Here is a 23,982-nt window from a genome sequence, read left to right on the forward strand (position 1 = left end):
TTAGGGAATATAAAAAGTGAAATAGAATTGGGGAATTTTTTCCCGTTCGGGGAAAAATTCCCCGGCATTTACTTTAGTTTTTCGCGCAGGGTCTTACGGTCAATATCCAAGATTTTAGCAGCCTTGGTCTTATTGCCGCCCATCAATGAAAGTACTTTTTCAACATACTCCCTTTCTTTTTCGCGTAGGGTCTTTAGGCTCTTTTTAGGGAAGTTGATTTTATATTTTAGCGTATCGGGCAATTGCTGTAGGGTAATCTCACCATCACACATGATAACGGCACGCTGTATGACATTTTCAAGTTCACGAATATTGCCCGGCCATGAATATCTCTCCAAGATGCCCATGGCATCTTGCGATATGCGCACCAACCGATCTTTATATTCAATACCGTATTTTCTAGCAAATTTTACAACAAGAAGCGGAATATCGGAAGAGCGCTCCCGTAAGGGAGGTACTTTAATGACAACTACACTCAAGCGGTAGTACAGATCCTCGCGAAAGGTTTTTTTGGCAATAAGCTCTTCCAAATCGCTATTGGTCGCCGCAATAATCCTAACTTCCAATTTTTCGGATTTTTGAGAGCCTACTTTTGTAACCTCCTTTTCTTGCAATACCCGAAGTAACTTGTTTTGTACCGATAATGGGGCGTTACCGATTTCGTCCAAAAAAATAGTGCCGCCATTGGCCGCTTGAAAAAAACCATTACGGTTTTCGTTCGCGCCCGTAAAAGCACCTTTGGTATATCCAAAAAGTTCTGCCTCTAGCAAATTTTCAGGAATAGCGCCACAGTTTACCGCAATAAAGGGAGCTCGGGCAAATTTACCTGTATAGTGAACGGCTCGGGCCACAAGCTCTTTTCCGGTACCGCTCTCGCCCTGGACCAATATCGTAGCCCTATTATCTTTGACCCTATCTATAATTTCGGCCACTTTTTGAAATGCTTCCGATTCTCCGATCATATCGGTATATACATTTGCAGCGGGCTTGCCAGTTTTGGTTGAAATTGATTTTTGGGACGGTACGCTTGCGAAAGACTTTTTAACCGCTGCTTCAAGTTCAGATTTGGTGAACGGTTTCGTCAGATAGTCCGTTGCGCCAGATTTGATAACGTTCAATGCATCTTCAACTGAGGGAAAGCCCGTGACAACCAATTTGGGCATATGGGGATAATGTTCGGCTGCATATTTTACCAGCTGAATACCATTTACCTCTGGCATGTTGATGTCTGTAATCAACAAGTCTATTTTGGTGTCTTTAAGGATAAATAGCGCTTCTTTGACCGAAACCGCCTTGTAGGTATGGTATTGCATAGACTTTAAATGTCGCTGTAACAATTCCAAGATTTGGATATCGTCATCTACCAATAATATATTTTCCCTTTTTAGCAAAATATCTATTCTTTAGGAAATTCAATGGTAAAGATAGTACCTGTAGGTGTATTTTGGGTACAGGAGATTTTTCCATGATGGCTTTGAACAATACCATGTACTACGCTTAGACCAAGTCCCGATCCTTCTCCGATAGGTTTGGTCGTGTAAAATGGCTCAAATATATGTGGTGCTTTTTTTGGGGAAATTCCACAGCCTTCGTCAGCTATTTTTAAGACCACCTTATTCGTTTCTTCATATACCTCTACCAATATGGTACTCTCTTCAGGTGAGAAGTATACGGCATTTACAATCAAGTTGAACAGCACCTGGGTCAGTTGTATCCTGTCAATACGTAACGGTACGGATTTTTTGGAAGTAATCAATTTACAAGCAACCCCATTTTGGCGCAATGTAGTTCGCATCAAATCAATGGCATCTTCTATAATGGGAACAATGTTTACCGTTTCTTTTTCCTGTGGCATCTCACAAGCGAAGAACATGAGTTTTTTAACGACTTCCCTTGAAAAAATGGTATTGTTGATAATCTTGTCCAAATCTTTAACCGCCTGAGCATCATTTTTGACCCTATCTTTTAAGAGTTCGGTAAATCCTAAGATATTGGCCATTGGAGTATTGAGCTCATGGGCAATGCCTGCAGTAATCTCGCCCAATATGCGTAAGCGGTCAGATTGTTCTACCTGCCTACGAACACGTACCTCGTTCTCCTTGATTTCCTTTCGTTCCAAAAGGTTCCCCACTTCTAGACAAATATTGTCCAACAGCTGTTGTTCCTCTTTCAAAAAATCTTGCAATGTGTACTTGGGTACGGGATAGCCTACCTTGATGCTTCCTTGGGCCTTATTGAAAATAGTTATGGGGGATTCCAAAAAAACATATGTATTTTCTTTTTTTGCGGTTTTGATAATATACTCTCCGGTTTTTAGCACAACATAGGTATCGCTATCAAATTGCCATGCTTGCTTAAGACATTGTACGATACCCTTTAATGCTGTTTTGACATTATCGTAATCACAATTTACTATCAAGGAAGTAACCTCATAGAGGCAGGTAAGCTCTTTAATACGTTCTTTTAACTTTTGTTCTGTGGTGTGCACTTGTTCAAATTTTTATCCAAACTACTGATTTCTTTGTTAAAACCATGTTCTGGACAGGTCTAAAACAGAGCGCTAGCCTCCCACCACGTTCTCCAAAACCCGCTCAGGACCAAAATAGTGGAAGGCCACGCCAAAAGCGATGACCGAAAGGATTATTCCGATCATGAATACGGTATACGTCCACCGTAAAATCCTATACTTTCGCTCTAAAACCACACCTAAGTAATATAGATCCTTGGTCAATGAGTTGTAAATATAATCTTTGTCTTTTAGCATGGCGGCAATGGCTTCCTCATAGTTTTGTAATTTCATCTTATGAAAGTTACCAAAAAACAAGAGGTTGACTTTTTTCTGTTCAACGTCCTCTTTGGTAAACGTGCCACTGGTGACATTTGGCCGTGTGGCACTTATTGACAATATCATGGAAACAATACTGAAAACGATAAAGATAAGGGTAGGAACGATTAGATAGTCGTTTGACGGGTTGTCCAATTTCGGAATCAAGTTAGATAGTGCCAATGAGATGATAATCGCATTGACCGATAGCAATATGTTTGACTTTGTATCGGCGATATCACTGAGTTTAATATGGTTTCTAAGCGTAGTGCGATAAAGCGTTTGTACCCCCCTATCGGGAATCTCTCCTTTAAATTTGGCCTTTAGCCTTTCCTTTTTAATGAGTTGTTTTTCTTTTTTTCGGTCTTTGACCAAACGCCTCAAGTTTTTGTCCTTTTCTTTTTGCCAGTTTTCTTTGGCATAATCGGTATAAAATCGATGTTCGGTTCGGAACATTTTAATATTAATGTCACGCCATTCATTTCGGTCATAGTTTTCTCGGCCGGTCCTCTGCAGTTCTTCCCGGAGCATCTCCGATATTGACCTAAAGTCCTTTTGGGCCAAATGTCCCGAATCGGCATCTCGAATAATCTTTTCCTGTTCGTTTTTTGGTTCGTGATATCTTTTTGTGGCCAAAATCAATTGTTCAATGTGTTCAACATCCTGCTCTTTGAAATTTTCATTGGCAAGAAATTCTTTAGCTATTTCACAACTTTTCTCTTCGTGATTTTCGGGACCTTGAATATATCCGGTATCGTGAAACCATGCAGCCAACAAAATCTTTTCTTTTTCATTTTCCGAAAGTTCCACGGCCTCTATAATCTCCTTTGTATTGGCAACCACACGTTGGGTATGCCTAAGGTTGTGATATAGGTATTCAGGAGCCAAGTCGTGCGACAGTATTTTGACTACCTTATGTTCTGCTTTATCAAGTATGTGTTTCATTTTTCGCTGTTTTGGATTCATAATCCGATTATTTTGGGATGGCCTAAAATCCGAAGCCAAGCCCAAATTGAAATAAATTGCCTTCGACGGAATTAAAATACCCTAGATTAAACGCTAAATAATTACCTGCGCTAGCCCATAATCCCACGCCTTGGGAGGTATGCCAAATATTGGAACCCTCATTGGGCTGCCACACCCTGCCGTAGTCAAAGCCACCGTAGGCGCCAATGGTTACCGGTGCCAATGCAGTGACATATCTTTTTAGCCGCAATCGCACATCGGAAGAATGATACAGATAGGATTTACCGGCAAAGCGCTCATCGCGAAAACCACGCAAACCATTATCACCGCCAATGGATGGGGCATGATAGAAAAAATAATCATTACCGAAATTAGTCTTGTACTCAGCTTTGGTACTCAACACCAAATTCCCCGAAGCGATCAGTTTTTGAATTACCTCAGCACGAAATTTGAAGTAACCAAAACTATTGTTCTCTAGCTCGGTATTGGTTTTATAACCTGCCGCTAGCCCAAAGTAAAGCCCTTTTGTGGGGAAATCATCGGCATCATCATTATAATAATATGCCGATGTCTCGGCACCTACATAATTTTGACGTTCAAAAACAGGAGTATCAAAATTTTCGGCAGTAAAAAAACGGTCACCCATCTCCTGTACATCAAACGATTCAAAAAGTCCCTTAAGGCGCAGGGTATGGTAAGCAACTCCTGCACTTAAACGTATTTGTTCGGTTCGTGCCCTGTAGAAATCCCTTCCGACCACATCTTCCGCATTATTGGTTTCGTTCCCTATGCCAAAAAAGTTTTGGGCGTATCGTTGGGATGAAAGATAGCCATCCAACTCAAAATTCCACTTGGGGGTAACGTTGGCAAATATGCCTCGGTAGCTCAACTCGGTCGCCCTGAAATTGAAGAAATACTTGGCGTTCAAAATATGTTTTTGGCGAAACGGGTTCCCATTGAAGCCATTATGGATAAACGTATTTTTGGCGCCAACGGAAAACCCGTCATCGGTTCTAAAGTCAAAATTGGGCACAAGAATATTGCGATCCGGTTTAAAATAGCGCCAATGAAATGTATTGGTTTTGTAAATATCGGTAAAATGTTTCGCCGGATCTTTGCCTTCAAATTCAGACTCCTCATATCGCCAATCGTATATTTTTAAGGCTTTTCGGTTTTTGATAATAAAATCGTCCTTTCCATACCCGCCGATAAGCCTGAGAAATATTCTTGCATCGCCTGTTCCCAAAACCTCAAAATTATCGTTATCGCCCAAACCATAGATCCATAATTCGTTGGTATGGTCCGCATCAAAAGTTCGCTCATAGAATTTCTCGTTTTTTCTATCGGATAGCAACCTTCTTAGGACTACTTTGGTTTTTCCACCGGGGAGGCGAACAATCTTGATTTCATCATCTTTCTCTGTAGCGTAAAGAGCGATTCTTTCATCCAGATACTCCCCATACTCCCTGGCGTATTTTGGGAGGTTTTTTAACCGTTGTTTCAAGCTCATCTTAATATAAGCCGCTGTACTGTCCTGTACTTCTTGGGGCAGACGCAGGAATGCCCTATCAATATCTTCCTCGGATAAATGTTCTTTGATATACTGTGCTTCACGTTCCCAGCCTTTCGCATCATATTTGGTCAATAATGCCCTATCTAACCTGCTCCCGTTATAGTTGAGCCATTTTGTACTTTTTATCGTAGGCCCGTAAGATTGCCATTGCCGTGTTATGGGGATAAACCATTGGATTACGTTGATAGCGGCACCGTCGAATTTTGGGAAGGCATTGTCCCTGTCCCTGGGAACGGGCATAAATTCTTTGTTGCCATCGGGTTTTTCGTATTCTGCCCATCGCCACTGATCTTCATGGCGGTCCCAATCGCCCAAAAGCATATCAAAGACCCGAGCGCGAACATAACTTTGTTGGTCAACGGTATAGGATTCGTCACTCTTGATTTTCTCCAACATATCGGTCGTACTTTCGAAATCGGTAATTTTTCCTTTTTCATCAATTGTCCTACGATAGCCTTTGTAATTCAGTTGTTCATCTGACGGCCGTTGTTCTATAAAATAGAGTTCGTTCCCAAATTCATCATTCAATCGTTCAAGACCGCGTTGCCTGGGCACGAAAAAAAGTTGTGTATCGGCATGGTTCACATCTACTGCTTTTGCCATTGGGTTAATGACCATTTGCATGTATGGGTGTGCGGTCGTAAAGAAGTCGGAAATCAATTTTTCCGGTAACGTGCCCATATAGTCGTCTTCGGTAAACGCCACTCCACGAACGCTATATCTTAAATATTTCAACGGATCTTTTCGCAATGAACGCATAGCGAACTCTCGCTCATCTTTATCCTGCAGCCGTATGGAATACGATTGATGCCCACCCCCTTTTTTCATGAATTGTAAACCGCCGTGCAAAGTATCCAAATACGCCACAGGAGCTGTAACCGCCCTATGATAATAATCGCGATATCGATTTCCCCATAAATATTCAAAAAAATCACTACGTTGTATTTTCTTTTCTGGACCGTAAACAGAATCGATTACTGTTTTATCGGTAATCTTTACATAAGGATCATTTACTGATTTTGTAACAAATTCAGGTAATACGGTAATGGGCTCAAGTTCTTCGTCAGATGTGATAAAAGTAACCTGTGACGAACCGTCTTCAAAATAAACCAACTGTGCGAACCCTTTTTTCCCATACGTGAAATGACCTTCGTACGGTAGGCTACCGCCTACCGTATTGATTCTATCAGCAGTACGTTTAGTTGGCGCATTGTTCCCAAACGAACCACTGATGATTTGATGAATATCGCCACCGGAAAGATACTGTAGACTTTCTTCATGACCTGATATCACAGTGATACGATCAGACGCTTTTGCCAATGAGCTAACCAAAATACGCAAGTAATTATAGCGTCGCGACAGCGGGTTATCGGGCGAAAAAGTTCCAAGATCATGGATACCGTTGATGAGGGAACCGATTATCGGTAGCGGAAGCAAATGGCTCTTCAAATCTTTATGACCGGCGTATTCGCCATTCGTAAAAACGGGATGGTGCATGGCGATAACCAAATTTTTACCCTGCGCATCGTTGATATAACCTTCAAGCTCTTCGGCAAACCGTCTACGGGTTACAATATCGGTACATTTTTTATTGATTCCCTCTACTCGCGACCAATTAGAGATAAACCATTTAGAGTCGATCAACAGCAGGTCTAAATCATCGTTAATGACCTTGAAATCCAAAGGGCATCCATTTTTTGGAAGCACATAATCATCTTGGGTCTTTACTTTATCCAAGTACTCCTCTACCCTTTGAACGGAGTCGATGTTCTTATTTTTCCACGTATTGTTACCGGGCAGAAAAGTAATATTCCCTTTAAAATTTTGTGCCAGTGCCAACTGTTGGTCTAATAATTTTTTATCTTTTTGCCAAGCATTTTCCTCAGCAGAAATATTATCGCCCACAAATAGGAGCGTGCTATTTTCATCAGCTTTCCCTAGACGGTTTTTAAGGGTGTTTACCAAGCTTTCATCTGTATTGTTTTTTTGGTTGCCAAAACCTCCCGCAATGTAAAAGGTGTGAGAAACCTTTTTTTTCTTTTTCTCACTTTGCAATCCCTTTTCCCTTTGCAATGAATGTGTGGCACAAGAGCTGTTTAATACCATAATGGCTATCAAAAACCCTGAAAAAAAACCATATCCGCTCATTGTGGATTTTAATGAAATTCTGTCGATTCGAATGAATTCCATGATTGAAATGAATAATTTGTACCGAGAATAAGAATTTTGACCAAAAAATTGTTCTTGGTAGTTCTGCCGAGCTGAGCCGAAGTACGATTTTTTGTTCCTCAAAATTCCTCGAACCCACATATTGACACTATATTCTTTTAGGATGTACAACGGGTTATTTCTGCCGATTTTAATCACAATAAAATTGTTTGTTGGAATTTACAGTAGAAAAAAGGGACTGGGCATACACCCAACCCCTCAATTTTTTACCCTTAAGATTTTCTTACTTTCTCACGATTATTGAACCGCCCAAAGTCTTGTCTTCTTTAATTGTTTCAGGGTTTCCATAGATTTCGATAGTACCACCAGCGGTAACATTGGCATCTACATATTCCTTCGTTGTAATCGTGGCATTGCCTCCTGCGAAAATGGTAATATCGGTTTGAGTCGATGTTAGTTCCTTTGCATCATATTGACCGCCACTACGCACATTAACATTTTGGTTTTCGGCATTTCCCGAAATTTTCAATACTCCTCCGGAAATGGCTTTGCTATCCAAATTACGGGTATCTACTTTTGTATGGATTTCTCCCCCTTCTTGGGAGCGCAAGGTCAAATATTTTGCTTGCAACTCATTGTCGGAAACAATTTTAGCCCCTTCATTAGCATCGACCAATTGAATGTTTTTGGTGTGATATAACGTAACATTGGTTTCGTTACCATCCATGAAATTGTCGAGTTCCATACGTATTTTGAGTCTTCCATCTTTGTTGGCAATATTTACCTCATCAGTGTCGTCTCCTGTAATACTTGCCCAGTTTTTATCGCTTTTGATAAGCTTCACATTAATCTGATCAAAAACCTTAACTTCATCAAAACTTTCGAGGTTTACCGTGATATCTCTTTCTTGTGCCGTCAAAGGCATTCCCATTACAATTGTGGCTAATAGTGCCATTCCTATTTTTTTCATAAATTTTTTCTTTTAGCAACTCCCAAAACATATTTATGTTAATCAAGTATGTTTTGGGAAATATGTTCGTATTAAACTTTTAATTGTCAAAACAAAACTATTGGTTATGCAGTATGTGGGTTGTCGCTATACCATTTTTTACTGACCGTAACGCAAAACAGGTGTTTTTTGAAATTGAACAACTTAGTTATAGTTGTGGAAACCCAAAATAAACTACGGAGATAATTACCCCTACGATCAGCAGTACAAGAAATGCACTGAGTATGTATATACCCAATTTTGTTTTTTTGTTCTTTTGCAGAATGTACTCCCGTGTGGGTTCATCTGGTTCTTTTATAAATTTTGTTTTTTCTTCTCTCTCTTTCATGTTTTTGTTTTTAGTTGATACATTTATTTCTTGATGTACACCGTTTTTTTATTGGTAAATGCTAGAATACCTTCTTTCGAAAGTTCACGACCATACCCGGAGGCTCTTGTTCCGCCAAAGGGGAGCCTTGGATCGGATTTTACCATCTCGTTGATGAAAAAACCACCATCAGGTATTGATCCTGCCATTCTTATTGCTTCATCTATATCTTGTGTAAAGAGCATTGTGCCCAAGCCAAATTTGGAGTCGGCGGCAAGCGCTATTGAATCTTCCCTGTTTTTTGCCCTTACAATAGCTGCAACAGGCCCAAAAAGTTCTTCGTCAAAAGCGGGCATTCCTTTTCTGACATTTTCCAAAATGGTCGGCTCAAAAAAATTACCGTCTTTTTGATTTCCGTAGGTAACGTTAGCACCTTTGTCAACTGATTCTCGTATTTGGTTTTCCAACGTGTCAACCAAATCCGGGCGGGCCAAAACTCCTATTTCGGTTTCAGGTTTTATGGGGTTTCCCGATCTTAAGGATTGTATTTTTTCCTTGAAAACGGTATTGAATTTGGCATAAATTTCATCTACAACAACAAAACGTTTTGCAGCAATACAACTTTGTCCGGTATTTTGCATTCTAGCGTTCACTATTGTATCTATATACTTGTCCAAATCTGCATCTTCCCATACGATACAGGCATTGTTACCACCAAGTTCCATTACTGTTTTTTTCAAATGTTTCCCGGCCAATGCGGCTATGGAACGACCTGCTTTTTCACTTCCGGTAAGAGTAATGCCCTGAACCCGGCTATCTGCTATGATGTCTTCTATAGTATCGTGGTCGGCCAAAACGGTTTGAAAACATCCTTCGGGATAACCGGCATCCCTGAACAATTGTTCCAATGCTAAGGCACAACCCGTAGTATTCGCTGCGTGTTTTAAAATAGCCGTGTTCCCGGCCGTCAAAGTAGGGGCGGCAAACCGTATGACCTGCCAAAACGGAAAATTCCAAGGCATTATGGCCAAAATAGTTCCCACTGGGTCATAACTCACAAAACTTTCGTCCGCATCTGTTTCAATAAGCTCATCAGCTAAAAATTGAGCTGCGTTCTTTACATAAAAATCACAGGCCCAAACACATTTTTCAATTTCCGATATGCTTTGGGTGATGGGCTTTCCCATTTCTTGGGTCATCAATTCGGAGTATTCCTTTTTCCTTTCTATCAACAACTCGGACACTTTTTGCAACAAATTTGTGCGATGTACGATTTGTTCGTACTTCCAAAGCTTGAAGGCCACATTTGATTTTTCGAGAATTTGCTCTATTTCGGCTTCGGTATGTAACTTATACTCCCTGATGAGCTGAGCTGTAAAAGGATTTTTGGTTGTAATCATCTGACACTTATTTGTATTATCGGGCAATATACATATGTGAAACCTTTTGAAATACTCCAATCGGTTTTCTCCTTAATGCTACCGAAGATATGCGGACTAGATCAATCTTTTATTTTTTTGCGTCAATCACATCCAAGCCTAAATAGCACTTTTGCAAATGGATAATTAATACTAATTTTTAAATATTATATTATGAACGATAATGGAAATACATTTTTAGGAGTATTGGCAGGAACTGCAATCGGTGCCGCATTGGGAATTCTCTTCGCACCCGATAAAGGTTCCGCAACACGTAGAAAAATCGCCGAACAAGCTGAAGCAACAAGAGACTCCATTGCTGAAAGCACATATGATCTTAGGGATAGGGCAGCAGCAACGGTGGCTTCAAAAAGAGAATCTTTGGACAATCAGTTGGAAAATATCGTATCTGACGTAAGTCATAAGACCGAGGATGTCATTACCACCCTAGAAAAGAAATTGGCTGAATTGAAAACAAAAAATAAAAAATTACAGAAATCGTAATGGGAATAATCGATGCATTGGATGAAACCAGTTCTGAGGCTGCCGAAAAGGGTGAAGCGTATGTACGTACGACCAAGAAATACTATGAATTAAAAGTATTTCAACAGTTGGCCATTCTTTCCTCAACAGGATGTAAAGCTGCCATTTACGGTATTCTTTGCACCCTTGGACTTATTTTTATGGCCGTGGCGGCAGCTTCTGCCCTTAATGTTTATTTTGACCATGCAGCTTTGGGCTATTTGATAGTAGCTCTGTCATTTTTTGTGATTATAGCTATCGTCTATACACTTAGAAACAAAATCGAAAGGATGGTCATCCGCAAGCTTTCGGAAAATTATTTTGACTAATGAAAAGAAAACCATACACCTCTCTAAAAGAAATCAAGTTAGAGTTACAGACCTTGAATTTGCAACGCAAAATTCAAATGGAAGAACTAAAATTGACAAGACATCAATTCAAAGAAGATTTGAGACCTATGAATTGGATAAGTACATTGTTAAAAGGGGTAAAAAAATATGGGGTTTTGATGTTACTTAAAAAAATCATCAAATAGCGATTTCTTTAAAATATAGAAACAAATAAAAGGTTGTGATGTTTTCAACATCACAACCTTTTTTAGCTATTTTCCCATATTATTGTCCGCCACGGGCAGGATAATCATTTTTACGCACATAATCTATAGCCGATAACATATCGTCCCAGTTGGGCCGTGCAAAAGGCATGCTCTGAATGGCAGAGGCATATAATGTATTATCTGGTTTTACCAAAAATACGGCCGGTTCCGAAAACTTATTGGGCTCTGAATCTTTTATTCCCTCAGAAATAAAGAGTCCCCATTCCCTAGCTTTTTCTATAGATAGATTATAGCCGACCGGCAATTCGGGTATGGCCCAGGTGTCTCCTGCTTTTTTTGCGCGTTCCTCGTTATCGCAGCTAATAGCGATTAAATGTACGCCACGTTCGCTAAAATCTTCTAACTTAGCTGCAAGGGCCTCCAAGTAGTTTTTACAAATAGGACAATGTAATCCCCTATAAAAAACGAGCATGGTAAATGTTTCACTTTGTTGTGCCCTCAAGCTCCATTGGGTATCGTTGATCAATTGCAACTCTAAATCGGGTACTTTTGTTTTGGGTTTTATCATTTTTATTTGATTTTAAAATTGAATTTTTTAAAAATAGACAGTCAGGGAGTGAAGTTTTGACAGGATGGGTTGAATTATTGACGCAAATCGATATAGCCAATTCATGAAGCAAATTATTTCTGGGCAATCCCAAAAAGCAGGAGAAGTAAAATTAACAGTGTTTTCTAGATAAGCATCGGAGGATTTTGAATCCTGATTATGCGGTTAAGCTTGGTTCAGGCACCGAGAAATCGTAAAATCTCTTCTTTATCTTTTTTGTTTGTAATGCAGGAATCAACATCACTTCTTATGGCTTCCCTTTCCTTTGCAATGGCTTTTTTATCGGCATTGTAAATGCTGCCCATTGCGTTCAAATAATCCAAAATTCGAATTAACCCGATCATCAAGGTTGTATTGTTTTTGGCGTAGAGCCGAATGGGCTGCAGTATGGTGCTCAAAAGTTCTGATGTAGAAATATTGGTTGTAGTAACAACAATTCCCTTTTGGTTAGCGTTGATCGAGGTATAGGTGGGCAAACGTACCATCTTATGCAGTAAAGGCCCCAATTTATGAACAACATCAAGTGCGGTACCAGGGTCGTTGATACCGGGTGACATGGCCCTGACGGCAACCTCCATAAGTTTAATAAGACCAAGTAGCGGATGGTGACCGTCATGAAGATCCTTGGAAACAGTGCAAGCAAAACATAAGGCCCCTTCCTCTTCTTTGGTCAATTTTCTACTTGTTTTCAATAGGGGGCTATCTTTCAAGATATGCTGGCTTGAATATGGGATTACGATAAGTTGTAAATCGGCATCAAAAAGTTTGGAATCCACCAAATCAATATCAAATCCTTGAAAATAGCCGCTTTCTTCAGAGGCAATAACAGTAAAATCATCCGTTCTTAGATGTTGTAGAGGTGTTTTTCTCCGTAGTTCCCTATCCAATAGCCCGTCTAATTTTGTATCGGTTCGCTTGTATATACCCTCAACAATGTTTTGGATTTGTACGGCACTTGAAATATTGTGGATGAAGGAAACAAAAAGACCTACACAACACACCCCGAATATGGCAGCGATTGTGGTGGACAAGCCTACCGTACTGTCTTCAAGTTCATAGGCTCCTAACGAGATCAAAACTATCGTGCAATACAGTAGGGTACCAATGTAGCAACCCAAAATGAGTTGGTGCCGTTTGTTCGAAACCAGACCGGGCAGCAATCTGGGTGAAAAATTAGATGAAGCTTGGTTCAGCACCACCATGACCATGGTAAAACTAAAAACGGTCAACGACAATATGCCGGCGATAAGCGTGGAAAGGATGGTACGGGCCGTATCCGTATCATCAATGAACAAATAAGGATAATCCCCTTTCATATTCGATACCAAATCAAAGTCCTCAAAGGACAAGGTAAAAAATGCGAAACAAAAAAGAGTGAAACTTATAAAAACAGGATAAAATGCTATGCTACGCATGGCTACATCATATCCTTTCTTTATGACTTTCTTGGCTAAGGCAATGGGATTCTGCATATAAATGTAATAAGCTATAAAAGTGGCCTAAGAAAATCAAAACTACGGCCACAATCAGTTTTAATGCTAACGCAACCAACTTTATAAACTTTCCTTCAGCGAATCGGTATCGCATTCCGTTAACCTTAAAATGGTTACAGCACGCCATAATGGTCAAGTAGGTATAGTTTTGTATCAAACGATTTATGAATTTAAAACATATACATATGAAAAAGTTACTATTACTCGGAATGTCATTAACGGTCTTGAGTGCATGCAATATCAAAAAAGAGGAAAAAGGTGAAATGCCGGAATTGGATGTAGATGTAACCGCTGATGCCGGAGAATTGCCGGAATACGATGTGAATTGGGCCGATGTGAATGTAGGAACGAGAACAGATACCTTGGAAATTCCCAAAGTGGTCATCGTTATGGAAGAGGAGACCGTAGAGGTGCCTTATATTGATGTTGATATGCCAGACGGAGATGAGAAATTCGAAAAAACGATAATGGTAGAGGCCGAGGTTACCGATAAGGAACATTCCCTCGAAATCCAAGAAATTTGGGCATCGGGAGATAACCTATATGTCATTTCCCAGTTAGAGCCCACAGAACAATCTATCGGAGATAAGAAAATGCGGGTATCTGACCAAATTACCTTGAATGCTCCCGATTTAAACGTAAGACATTACATTATTGGTGTAAAACCAGAACGTGTATTCAATATGCAATATGATTATTTGGATTCCAAAGAGAACCTAAAATCCTCATTGAACGATTACACCGTGATTTATACCAAATAAGATTGGTTGGTTGTTAGTTTAAAATGGTGCTGGCACACTTCAAAGTCGGCGCCATTTTTTTGATGATAACCAAACATAAGGCCATGAAAACAGACCCTTCTCTATTAAATACTTTACTAAGCGAGCCAAAAAAGGCAATAAGCCATTTAGATCTTGTATATGTATCTGATGACAAAATGCCCATCATACGTAAGAAAAACGGCGATGGTTTTCAATATCTATATGGTGATAGGGCATTAAGACAAAAAGAAGATCTACAACGTATCAAAGCATTGGTGATTCCCCCAGCATGGCAAAATGTAAAGATTACCCATCTACCCAATGGGCATCTGCAAGCCGTGGGCAGGGATACCAAAAAACGCAAACAGTACAAGTACCACGAGCTCTGGACCAAGGTTCGCAAACAGACCAAATTTTATCGTATGGGCCTATTCGGGAAATCCCTTCCCAAAATCCGAAAAACCGTTGACTTAGATCTGGAACAAAAAAAATGGACAAGAACCAAAGTGCTGGCCTTGGTGGTACGCCTTATGGAAGAGACCCACATACGAATAGGTAACGAACAATATGCGCGATACAATCAAACTTACGGCATTTCCACACTCAGAAAACGCCATGTACATATCAACAAAGAAAAGATGAAATTTGAGTTCAAGGGAAAAAGAGGTAAGGAGCATAAGGTGACGGTCCGAAATAAAAAATTGATTCGCTTGGTAAGCCAATGTGAAGAAATACCGGGTTGGGAATTATTCCATTATTACGATAACGATGGAAACAAAGAACAAATCGACAGCGGAATGGTCAATGCCTATGTAAAGGAAATAAGCGGAATGGACTTTACCGCAAAAGATTTTAGAACCTGGGCCGCTGGTGTGATTTTTTTCAACTCTCTTATGGATATGGGCACTACCAAAGATAAAGAAGGCATTAAATCAAATATACTGGCAGCTTATGATACCACGGCCAAAGCACTCGGCAACACGCGCAACGTATGCCGAAGTTCATATGTACACCCAATACTACCAATGGCCTATGAAAAAGGGAAATTGAACATCTATTTTGAAAAAGCGAGCCGCCCAGACGCCGTAACCAAATATTTATCGTCTTCGGAGATAGCTCTTTTAGATGTAATAGCGACATATAAACCTGAATTAAAAGAATAAGATCATGAATATAAACTTGGAAAACGCATGGAACGAGATGATCAAACGCCTAGAATCATGGGTGGATCAGCTGGTCATTAACCTACCCAACATTATTTTGGCCATTATCGTTTTTATTGTCGTGATACTCTTGTCAAAATATATCAGCAAATTGGCCTTACGCCTACTTGATAAAAGTAAACTACAGCGATCAATGAAAAATGTGATCGCTAAATTGGTATCGGTATTGGTCATATTGGGAGGTATTTTTTTGGTGCTGGGCATTCTAGACCTGAGCAAGGCGTTGAATACCATTTTGGCAGGTGCAGGTGTAGCAGGTTTGGCCGTTGGTTTGGCTTTGCAGGGCGCATTATCCAACACGTATTCGGGCATTGTGCTTTCCTATATCAAACAGGTAAAATTCGGTGACTGGATAGAGAGCAACAACTATGAAGGCGAAGTGGTAGATTTGGACCTTAGGGCCGTTACCATAAAGCAACCGGACAATAATCTGGTATACATCCCCAACAAGCTCGTACTTGAAAATCCCATAAAAAACTATTCGACCACGGCACAGTCCAGGGTAATTTTGGAATGTGGGGTCGGATACTCGTCCGATTTGGAATTTGTGCGTGAACTGGTCAACAAGACCATTGTTGAAAATTTTGAACCGGTTGAAAGTAAGGACGACGTAATTTTTCTGTATACCGGTTTTGGGGACAGTTCCATAAACTTTGAAGTTCGGTTTTGGATTGACTCCACTTCGGCCTTAGAGGTGTTAAAAGCCAAAACAGAAGCTATGATCGCCATTAAAAAGGTATTTGACGAAAATGATATCAATATCCCGTTCCCTATCAGAACCCTTGATTTTCCGGATAACTTCCCAATGGAAAAAGTATAGTTATAGAACTAGAATTGTAGAACCAAAAAGGCCACCTACAAAAAAGGTGGCCTTTTTTATTGAAAAAAATATCAAGGCAATTAGTCTACACGTTCTACTTCGCTCTCACTTTTGAGCACATAATCACCATCTTCTTGTTCAATGTACAGGGCTTTATCCCCTTCTTCCCCATTGCGGGTGACTTCGTTGCCCTTGATGGTTTTTGTGATTTTTGAGGTATAGGTTTCTTTTACCTTTCCCCTTGCGGAGCCATTGCCCCATTTCCATTCTACTTGAGTTCCTTTTTGAATCATAGTATTTATTTTTTTGGCGTATCTCATTTTCAAATCGTTTTGATAACGATTTGATAAACGTTTACCGCATTTATTATTTTTATGTCAATATCATTAAAATCTTTTGGTCGCATAGATGCAATCCGTAAAAAAAGTACTCTATTTACTGGTTTTTGTAGAATGCATTGAATGGACTAACAATTCATTTTTTAGCATCAACCCTTTACTGTAATCGCCTCTATATTTGTTGTGGATGTCAATTGGGAAGCATCTTTAAAGAAAAAGCCCAATCATTTAAAATTATACAACATATGAGTACATACACAGCAACAGTAGCAGAAAACTTGAACGACCTTTTAGAAAAAACGTACGATGCCGAAAAAGGCTATAAAAAAGCAGCGGAGAATACCGACAATGCAAGTTTAAAATCTTTCTTTACCAGAAAAAGCGAAGAACGCTATAATTTTGGACATGCCTTAAAGACCGAAATCAAACAGTTTGGCGAAGATGTTGATAAAGGTGGAAGTGTAACCGGAGCCGTACACCGTGCATGGATGGACACGAAAGCATTTTTCTCTGCCGATGATGCAGAATCAATGTTGGAAGAATCCATACGCGGCGAAGAAGCTGCCGTAGAGGAATATAAAGAAGTATTGAGCGACACGAACTTACCGCCAAGTACTGCCACATTGCTCACACAGCAAATGAATGCCATTAAGGCCGATTTGAACAAAATCAAACAACTGGAAGATTTGCAATAAAAATTGCTTGAATCAGAATCCAAAAAGGGACGCTTTAGGCGTTCCTTTTTTTATTTTGAACAATATAAAAACCTGAAGGCCGATGCATCGTAAAATAGCTTTTATTGTGGGATTACAATAGCAATTAAAGGTATCACGGCAATAGTTGAATTGCATATTGATACCTTACAATAAAAAAGAGCATGTATTACAAACTTTCGAACACAGCGAGTAAAAAAGCTTTGGAAGAACTATTGAACCGTTCCTTTAAGTATCCGCATATATACGAGAAAAAAGTATTGATAAATGGTTTTGAAGAAGAATGTATCCCAATAGTTTCAATGAAAGAGGACAACTTGATAACTCCAGCGATCTGGGGCATTTTGCCGGACGGCTATGAGGAGGAATGGCGTGTTTTTCAGAACATATGCAATACCTTGAACGCCCCTTTGGAAACGATGGAATCCAATTTGTGGTACGCTAAATCATTACTCAGTAAAAGATGCCTGATTCCCGTTACGGGTTTCTTTACCTCGTACTTGTCCGATGGTATCGTTTACCCTTTTTATTTTTCGAGAGCCACCGGATTACCTTTTTGTCTTGCGGGCATATATACTGTTCTGGAAGATGGTTTTGTAACCTGTAGCGTTATAACGTGTTCCGCTGACGACAGTATACGCAAGGTTCATAACATAGGTCAAAATATGCCGGTGATATTGAACGGTCATCTGCAATCCGCTTGGCTACAAGAAGGTATTGAAATGAGTGAAATCAAGGAAATTCTAGACACCCCGCACACATACCAAATTAAATCCCACCCGATCGCTAAAGAGTTTTACAAAAACAATATCTCCTACGATTCTATGCTAGAATCCGTTTTTTATGACAATATTCCCAACGGATTCTTTAGTGGCCAAGAACGGTAAAGGGTCAATAATGAAACGGATAGCGATACCCGAAACCGTAACATTTGACCACCTTTGTTACAGGGAAGTTGATAAAGCATCAACACGACCTTAACCTTAAAAAACAATAACTATGTTACGTTGGACAATTACATTTATCATATTAGCGATAATCGCCGCAATTTTCGGATTTGGAGGAATAGCAGCCGGTGCTGCAAGTATAGCTAAAATACTGTTCTTTATCTTCTTGATTCTATTTGTGATTTCATTGATTACGGGCAGGAAAAAAGTATAGCATATCCTATTGAATGCTAAAAAACCATACAATAACACTAAAATTCAAATACAATGAAAAAATCGATAATTTACTTTCTATTTGCCCTGTTGTTCACAGTCTCCCTTTCAACTTTTACCAGTTGTAGAGAGGATAAATCGGCCGGTGAAAAAGTAGAGGAAAGCATTGAAGAAGTAGGCGAAGATATTGAGGAAGGTGCAGAGGAAGTCGAAGACGAAATAGACGATGCTACAGACGACAATTAAACGACTTGTTATAGGTTGATTGGTTGATTATGTAACGGGCAGATTCCTCTCAGGAAATTTGCCCGTTTCTTTTTTGAACAGTAAAATAACATACATGGAAAATATAAATTTAAAGAGCGAAAAGGATTATATAAAAAAATATCAAGAGAAAGGGTATACGAACAGTTATCGTGTAGCCAACGCTATGCTAATCGATTTGGAGACCAAAGATGAATATAAACCTACGGACGTACATATTGTTGCGGAACACCGTTTTGAGGGCGTAAGCAATCCCGCTGATATGTCCATACTGTACGTAATCGAGGCTAAAAATGGCAGCAAAGGTACCGTACTGGCCAATTACAGTCCTGCAAGTGATACAAGCATGGGAGAATTCTTTAATGCGGTACCCAAGGAAAACATATCGCAAAAAGGCAATATATTTGAGGTAGAGGAATAAAACGGTACTTCACTGGTTCAGCAATCAATATAGCTACAAATAGATAATCCATCATTCCCTGCCATCACCATCTTCATATCAAAAAAAACGTCATAGGTTACCATCAATACCACTATTTTTTACTTTGGCCATAGTATCGAAAAAATCTTTTTATTGATTAAATTGGCTACCTGTATGTAAGAACGGCTTCTGTAGGGCCAAACCGTGCGAGAATTGAATCGCATGAACCACCCTCGTTATGCGTTTTAAAGGAAATAAGATATGAATCTGCGCAAGCGTAATGACTCAAATTAGTGGTATATGAAAATGAATATCAAATTTGACTATTCTTTTATTTGCGAGACCGTTTTAAAAGAACAGTTGGATGCTTTGGGTCTACAATATACCTTGATCAACATGGGCGAAGTGGTTTTTCAAAAAAAACCGACAGATTTGGAGAGGGAAAAAATTGTACAGGCCTTGGCAAGATATGGCATTGAAGTGTTGAACGATCCCCATAATGTTTTGGTACAGCGTATTAAAGATTGTGTAACAGCACTCATCAAAGATGATGATAAAGCTAGAAAATATACCGTTTCATCCTATTTGACCGATGAGCTAAACTACTCCTACTCATATTTGTCCACGGTATTTTCAGAGGCAACACATTCATCAATAGAAAATTTTATTATTTTAAAAAAAATTGATGTCGCAAAGCAATTAATCATTCATAAAAATCTTACCTTGACAGAAATTGCGTACAAGTTGAATTACAGTAGTGTAGCACACCTATCCGCACAATTTAAAAAAACAACCGGCCTAACACCTTCCGCTTTTCAACGCATTATCAAAAAACGAAAAGAAAAGGGAATAACGCCATAATCCTCTAATGAAAATATGGGGTTACAAATTATGAACATTGTATTGGCAGACGACGATGCCGATGATAGAATGCTTTTTGAAGAAGCTATTGGGGAAATAGATATCAGCACAAAATTATTGATGTTCAATGATGGAAAGCAACTATTGGACCATTTGTTGGCACCTGACGCCATATTGCCAGAAATTGTTTTTTTGGATTTGAACATGCCGGTAAAGGACGGTATGCAATGTTTAAAAGAGATACGTGAAAACGAGGTTTTAAGGAATTTGTGCGTCGCTATTTATTCTACTTCTTCCTCTGAAGAGGATATCGAGGAAACTTTTGTGCATGGTGCCAATATTTACATCAACAAACCGAACAGCTTTTCGGCATTGAAAAAAGCTTTGGCACGGGTTCTTAAAATAAATTGGCAATACCACACTTCGGCATTGAACCGTGACAATTTTCTATTGCGTTTGTGATATAACGGTCATTTTTTTGACTCAATCGCATAACGGTACATCAAAGACCATATTCTAACCTCTAGTTTCCTTAAATTAGAGGGCGTATTTTTAAATAAAACGTAATTATAAAATTGATAAAGCCGTCCAAATATTTTATCGTACTATTAATACTGGCCACTGCATTACTTGCCTTCATCGGCAGCCGTAGCTATAAACAGATACAGGAACTGCGTGAATCTGCCGATATGGTAGCACATACCCTAAGGGTTGAAGCCGAGATAAACCACCTGTTCTCGCAATTCGCCATGATGCAATCTGAAGTTTTTGAGGCCAGATTGCGAAATGAGACCAAAACTCCAAATGTATTGCGCATTAAAAAAGATAGTGTAGATGCCATAGTAAAGCGATTACGAAGGTTGACTTCCGATAACCCCCAACAACAGCGATATTTACAACAGGTTGATACACAACAGGCCAAACTTTACAGTGCATTGCGCCTCTTTAAGGCCTATGTGCCCAATACTGTTGAAGCTCCCGAATATGGCGAAGCGTTAAATACCGTTTCGACCGTTATGGATAGTCTCGAGACCGTCAAGGCCGCCATGTTGAACACTGAGGAAGAACTGCTTCGCCAACGGCAGGTAGCCTATCAAAAATCCTATTATTTTACCCCTTTCATGACCCTCTTTTTGGGGATGTTCGCCCTGGCCATATTTCTTTTTTCCTTTTTACGGATAAACCGGGAACGTAAACAGACCAAACGGGCCAATGATTTTGTACAGAATGTTCTGAAAAGCAGTCCGAATATCGTCAGCCATTTTGAACCCGTTCTAAACGAAAAAAAAGAAGTGGTAGACTTTAAGTTTCTGTTTACCAGTGAACAAATCGAAGGCATTACCAACGATTCGCAAAACGAAATCATAGGCACAAACCTGACCCATAGTTTTCCCGAAGTCCTTGAAAACGGACTTTTTGAGCTTATGAAAACCTGTTTGGTCACCGGTGAGACGCAGACCCATGAGGCCCTATATGATTTTGATGGCGAAAAAATGTGGTTTACCAATACCATTAACAAATTGGGTAACGGGGTGACCAATACGGCCCGTGACACTACCAAAGAAAAAAATGCCGAAGCAAAACTAAAAGCGTTCAATGAACGCCTCGAAGAACAGAACCTAACACTGTTGGATAGCCGTGGTTTTCTGAACAATATTTTTAAGAGTATTTCCAGTGTGGTCATGAACCTGGCATCCGTTCGTGATGAAAAAGGCAAAATTGTCGACTTTGAAATTCTCTTTATGAACGATGCCATCAATGAGGTTACGGGCGATATTCCCGAAACGATAAAACATAAAAAGGCTTCTGAAATATTCCCTACCATTTTTACCTCCGGTGTATTTGAAAAACTGGTAGCCTGTATCGAGGAAAATCGACAAATGGAATATGAGACCTCATATGAAAAAGATGGCCATACGTTATGGTTTCAAGCCACGGCCATAAAACTTAATGATGGTGTTACGGTTACTACCAGAGATATTACCGAGGAAAAAAGAAAGTCAGAGGAGTTGGTTTCTTTGAACGAACAATTGGCCATACAAAACTCGATTTTCAAAGATGCGGAAGAGGTGGCCAACATTGGAAGCTATGTTGGTTATTTGCGGGAGAACCAAGCTTGGATATCGGACAACTTTTATCGGATTTTAGGTCACGAACCCCATGATTTTGAAATTACCTTTGAAAAATTCAAAGAATTCGTACATCCGGATGACTTGGAAATCTATGAACAAATTCGAAACGAAACTTTAGGGCTGGGCACTGCCGATAGCCATAGGCATCGCATCATAACCAAAGGAGGCACCATTAAACATTTGCATGTAAATGGGCAAATGATAATCAAAGACGGCAATCAAATATCGGTCGGGGTAGTACGGGATGTTACCAAAGAGGTCAAATCGGAACGGAGGCTGAAAAGTAAAAATGAGGAGTTAAAACGCTCCAATGCAGAATTGGAGTCGTTCAACCGTGTGGCCAGCCATGACCTTCAAGAACCCATGCGAAAAATTCAAATGTTCATTTCGCGTATTTCAGATAGCGAGTTGGAGCGCCTTTCGGAAAAAGGAAGAATGTATTTTGACAAAATCAACGGTTCGGCCAATCGTATGCAGACCCTGATAAAGTACTTACTGGCCTACTCCCGCATAAACAAGAACCAAAAAGAATTTGTTCCGGTAGATTTGAACGAGACCGTCGCCAAAGTCTTGGGTGATTTGGATGAGCGTATTTCAGAAAGTGATGTGGAGATTGCCGTAGATGAACTGCCTACCTTAAAAGGCATCCCCTTTCAAATAGAGCAACTGTTGAACAATCTTATTTCAAACGCCATCAAATATCGCAGTACGACCGAAAAATCTAAAATCGTTATCGATTGTAAAAAATTGTCGCGTTCTAGAATTACCGATGAGTTCGATAAAAAGAAAAAGTATTATTACAGATTATCGATCATGGACAATGGTATTGGGTTCGCACAGGAAAATGCAGAGAAAATATTCGAGCTTTTTGAACGCCTGCACCAACGTAACGAGTATTCGGGAACCGGTATCGGATTGGCTATATGCAAAAAAATAGCCGAAAACCATAACGGGCATATTGTTGCCGAAAGCGAGAAAGGAAAAGGAGCAACTTTCTGCGTGTATCTACCTGCTTAAAATACAAATCCCGTTAGAAAATTAACGGGACTTTTAAAATAGGATACTTATCATTAATTTGATACTACTCGTTAAGGGCAATATCGGACGGCATAATCACACGGTCCACAATATGTATTATCCCATTTGAGGTTTCAATATCATCTTTTATTATTCTAGCGCCTCCGATGTAAGTTGTATCGTATGGCTCGTCTACACTTACCGTAATATCATTGGCACCTTCTACATCAATGACTTGAGAATCTTTAAAATCGTACTTCATGACTTTGTTGGGCAAAAAATGATACTTTACAAACTTTATCAAATCCATTTTGTTTTCGGGATTCGTCAGATGTAAAAACTCATCAATTTGCATGGCCTTAAAGGCTTCGTTCGTCGGGATAAAGACTGTATGTTCGTCTGCCATTAGCAAAGAGGGCTCCAAACCGGACAAGGCTACTAGATTAATAAACGTAGATATGTCCCTATCCATATGTGCCAGTTCAAAAGTGCCATATTCAGATGTATTATCTATTTTACTGAATACATCGTTTCCGTTCCATTGCGCCAAGGCAGTGAAACCCATTGTAAAGAATGTTAGTGCTGTAATAACCAATCGTGTTGTTCTTTTTTTCATAATGCTCAATATTTTAAAATTAATGTTTTTGTTCAAGTACCGAAAACTTAAGATAACGTGTTATCGTAATATGATAAACATGTAAACTTTAACTCTCTTTCCAAGTACCATACATCAAATATATATACTGAATATCAACACGTTGACTTAATTACAGAGATCATTGACGCTAAAACGAAAGCGAAGATTTAACACTGTTGACCGTTCATCCC

General features: G+C 39.6%; 25 protein-coding genes. 14 read left to right on the top strand and 11 right to left on the bottom strand.

Annotation, left to right across the window (positions count from 1 at the left end; translation table 11 throughout):
* Positions 1-68: 68 nt before the first annotated feature.
* The 7 genes from HYG79_RS06175 to HYG79_RS06205 form a co-directional block, all read right to left on the bottom strand.
* Entirely contained in the window at positions 69-1,394 is a 1,326-nt protein-coding gene (locus HYG79_RS06175; RefSeq protein WP_179243488.1) for a sigma-54-dependent transcriptional regulator, read from the bottom strand.
* A 2-nt stretch (positions 1,395-1,396) separates the two neighbouring features.
* Entirely contained in the window at positions 1,397-2,488 is a 1,092-nt protein-coding gene (locus HYG79_RS06180; protein ID WP_179241245.1) for a sensor histidine kinase, read from the bottom strand.
* A gap of 72 nt (positions 2,489-2,560) precedes the next feature.
* Positions 2,561-3,769: a Pycsar system effector family protein gene (locus HYG79_RS06185; RefSeq protein WP_179241246.1), complete on the bottom strand. Its 1,209-nt coding sequence runs from the start codon at positions 3,767-3,769 to the stop codon at positions 2,561-2,563.
* A 43-nt stretch (positions 3,770-3,812) separates the two neighbouring features.
* Positions 3,813-7,553, bottom strand: coding sequence for a BamA/TamA family outer membrane protein (locus HYG79_RS06190; protein ID WP_228027943.1), 3,741 nt, complete (start codon positions 7,551-7,553; stop codon positions 3,813-3,815).
* Positions 7,554-7,815: 262 nt separating this feature from the next.
* Positions 7,816-8,502: a head GIN domain-containing protein gene (locus tag HYG79_RS06195; RefSeq protein WP_179241247.1), complete on the bottom strand. Its 687-nt coding sequence runs from the start codon at positions 8,500-8,502 to the stop codon at positions 7,816-7,818.
* Positions 8,503-8,689: 187 nt separating this feature from the next.
* Positions 8,690-8,869: a hypothetical protein gene (locus HYG79_RS06200; protein ID WP_179241248.1), complete on the bottom strand. Its 180-nt coding sequence runs from the start codon at positions 8,867-8,869 to the stop codon at positions 8,690-8,692.
* A 23-nt stretch (positions 8,870-8,892) separates the two neighbouring features.
* A complete protein-coding gene (locus HYG79_RS06205) occupies positions 8,893-10,248 on the bottom strand; it encodes an NAD-dependent succinate-semialdehyde dehydrogenase (protein WP_179241249.1) in 1,356 nt (451 codons plus the stop codon).
* Between the two features lie 192 nt (positions 10,249-10,440).
* On the opposite strand from HYG79_RS06205, the gene HYG79_RS06210 reads away from it, so the two are divergent.
* The 3 genes from HYG79_RS06210 to HYG79_RS06220 are packed head-to-tail and all read left to right on the top strand — an operon-like array spanning position 10,441 to position 11,323.
* On the top strand, positions 10,441-10,770 hold the full coding sequence (locus HYG79_RS06210; protein ID WP_179241250.1) for a YtxH domain-containing protein: 330 nt from the start codon (positions 10,441-10,443) through the stop codon (positions 10,768-10,770).
* Positions 10,770-11,117 carry a hypothetical protein gene (locus HYG79_RS06215; protein WP_179241251.1) on the top strand — a complete coding sequence of 116 codons (348 nt, stop codon included), beginning with the start codon at positions 10,770-10,772 and terminating at the stop codon, positions 11,115-11,117. Before HYG79_RS06210 ends, HYG79_RS06215 begins: the two co-directional genes overlap by 1 nt.
* Positions 11,117-11,323 carry a DUF6327 family protein gene (locus tag HYG79_RS06220; RefSeq protein WP_179241252.1) on the top strand — a complete coding sequence of 69 codons (207 nt, stop codon included), beginning with the start codon at positions 11,117-11,119 and terminating at the stop codon, positions 11,321-11,323. Before HYG79_RS06215 ends, HYG79_RS06220 begins: the two co-directional genes overlap by 1 nt.
* A 79-nt stretch (positions 11,324-11,402) precedes the next feature.
* On the opposite strand, the gene HYG79_RS06225 is transcribed toward HYG79_RS06220, so the two are convergent.
* Positions 11,403-11,912, bottom strand: a complete 510-nt coding sequence (locus HYG79_RS06225) for a peroxiredoxin-like family protein (RefSeq protein WP_179241253.1) — start codon at positions 11,910-11,912, stop codon at positions 11,403-11,405.
* Positions 11,913-12,127: 215 nt separating this feature from the next.
* Complete coding sequence (locus HYG79_RS06230) at positions 12,128-13,423, bottom strand: DUF2254 domain-containing protein (RefSeq protein WP_179241254.1); 1,296 nt, start codon at positions 13,421-13,423, stop codon at positions 12,128-12,130.
* A 206-nt stretch (positions 13,424-13,629) separates the two neighbouring features.
* Between HYG79_RS06230 and HYG79_RS06235 the strand changes: the two genes are divergently transcribed.
* The 3 genes from HYG79_RS06235 to HYG79_RS06245 all read left to right on the top strand — a co-directional run bounded on the left by HYG79_RS06235 (position 13,630) and on the right by HYG79_RS06245 (position 16,248).
* Positions 13,630-14,205, top strand: coding sequence for a hypothetical protein (locus HYG79_RS06235; protein ID WP_179241255.1), 576 nt, complete (start codon positions 13,630-13,632; stop codon positions 14,203-14,205).
* Positions 14,206-14,288: 83 nt separating this feature from the next.
* The gene (locus HYG79_RS06240) at positions 14,289-15,368 is read left to right on the top strand and encodes a DNA topoisomerase IB (protein WP_179241256.1); all 1,080 of its coding nucleotides are present in this window, start codon (positions 14,289-14,291) and stop codon (positions 15,366-15,368) included.
* 4 nt (positions 15,369-15,372) lie between these two features.
* The gene (locus HYG79_RS06245; RefSeq protein WP_179241257.1) at positions 15,373-16,248 is read left to right on the top strand and encodes a mechanosensitive ion channel family protein; all 876 of its coding nucleotides are present in this window, start codon (positions 15,373-15,375) and stop codon (positions 16,246-16,248) included.
* Positions 16,249-16,328: 80 nt separating this feature from the next.
* Here HYG79_RS06245 and HYG79_RS06250 read toward each other — a convergent pair whose 3' ends face one another.
* The gene (locus HYG79_RS06250; RefSeq protein WP_179243490.1) at positions 16,329-16,541 is read right to left on the bottom strand and encodes a hypervirulence associated TUDOR domain-containing protein; all 213 of its coding nucleotides are present in this window, start codon (positions 16,539-16,541) and stop codon (positions 16,329-16,331) included.
* Positions 16,542-16,831: 290 nt separating this feature from the next.
* Between HYG79_RS06250 and HYG79_RS06255 the strand changes: the two genes are divergently transcribed.
* The 8 genes from HYG79_RS06255 (at position 16,832) to HYG79_RS06290 (ending at position 23,154) form a co-directional block, all read left to right on the top strand.
* Positions 16,832-17,281, top strand: coding sequence for a ferritin-like domain-containing protein (locus HYG79_RS06255; protein WP_179241258.1), 450 nt, complete (start codon positions 16,832-16,834; stop codon positions 17,279-17,281).
* Between the two features lie 182 nt (positions 17,282-17,463).
* A complete protein-coding gene (locus HYG79_RS06260; RefSeq protein WP_179241259.1) occupies positions 17,464-18,186 on the top strand; it encodes an SOS response-associated peptidase in 723 nt (240 codons plus the stop codon).
* A 112-nt stretch (positions 18,187-18,298) separates the two neighbouring features.
* Positions 18,299-18,460, top strand: a complete 162-nt coding sequence (locus tag HYG79_RS06265) for a DUF1328 family protein (protein WP_179241260.1) — start codon at positions 18,299-18,301, stop codon at positions 18,458-18,460.
* Between the two features lie 53 nt (positions 18,461-18,513).
* Positions 18,514-18,705 (top strand): hypothetical protein, encoded by a 192-nt coding sequence (locus HYG79_RS06270; protein WP_179241261.1) that lies wholly within the window; start codon positions 18,514-18,516, stop codon positions 18,703-18,705.
* A 94-nt stretch (positions 18,706-18,799) separates the two neighbouring features.
* Complete coding sequence (locus HYG79_RS06275) at positions 18,800-19,144, top strand: hypothetical protein (RefSeq protein ID WP_179241262.1); 345 nt, start codon at positions 18,800-18,802, stop codon at positions 19,142-19,144.
* 300 nt (positions 19,145-19,444) lie between these two features.
* Complete coding sequence (locus HYG79_RS06280; protein WP_179241263.1) at positions 19,445-20,005, top strand: helix-turn-helix domain-containing protein; 561 nt, start codon at positions 19,445-19,447, stop codon at positions 20,003-20,005.
* Between the two features lie 15 nt (positions 20,006-20,020).
* On the top strand, positions 20,021-20,467 hold the full coding sequence (locus HYG79_RS06285) for a response regulator (protein ID WP_179241264.1): 447 nt from the start codon (positions 20,021-20,023) through the stop codon (positions 20,465-20,467).
* 113 nt (positions 20,468-20,580) lie between these two features.
* The gene (locus HYG79_RS06290) at positions 20,581-23,154 is read left to right on the top strand and encodes an ATP-binding protein (protein ID WP_179241265.1); all 2,574 of its coding nucleotides are present in this window, start codon (positions 20,581-20,583) and stop codon (positions 23,152-23,154) included.
* Between the two features lie 64 nt (positions 23,155-23,218).
* On the opposite strand, the gene HYG79_RS06295 is transcribed toward HYG79_RS06290, so the two are convergent.
* Positions 23,219-23,770 carry a fasciclin domain-containing protein gene (locus tag HYG79_RS06295; protein ID WP_179241266.1) on the bottom strand — a complete coding sequence of 184 codons (552 nt, stop codon included), beginning with the start codon at positions 23,768-23,770 and terminating at the stop codon, positions 23,219-23,221.
* Between the last annotated feature and the right edge of the window lie 212 nt (positions 23,771-23,982).

Source organism: Costertonia aggregata, from assembly GCF_013402795.1.
Taxonomy (GTDB): Bacteria; Bacteroidota; Bacteroidia; order Flavobacteriales; family Flavobacteriaceae; genus Costertonia; species Costertonia aggregata.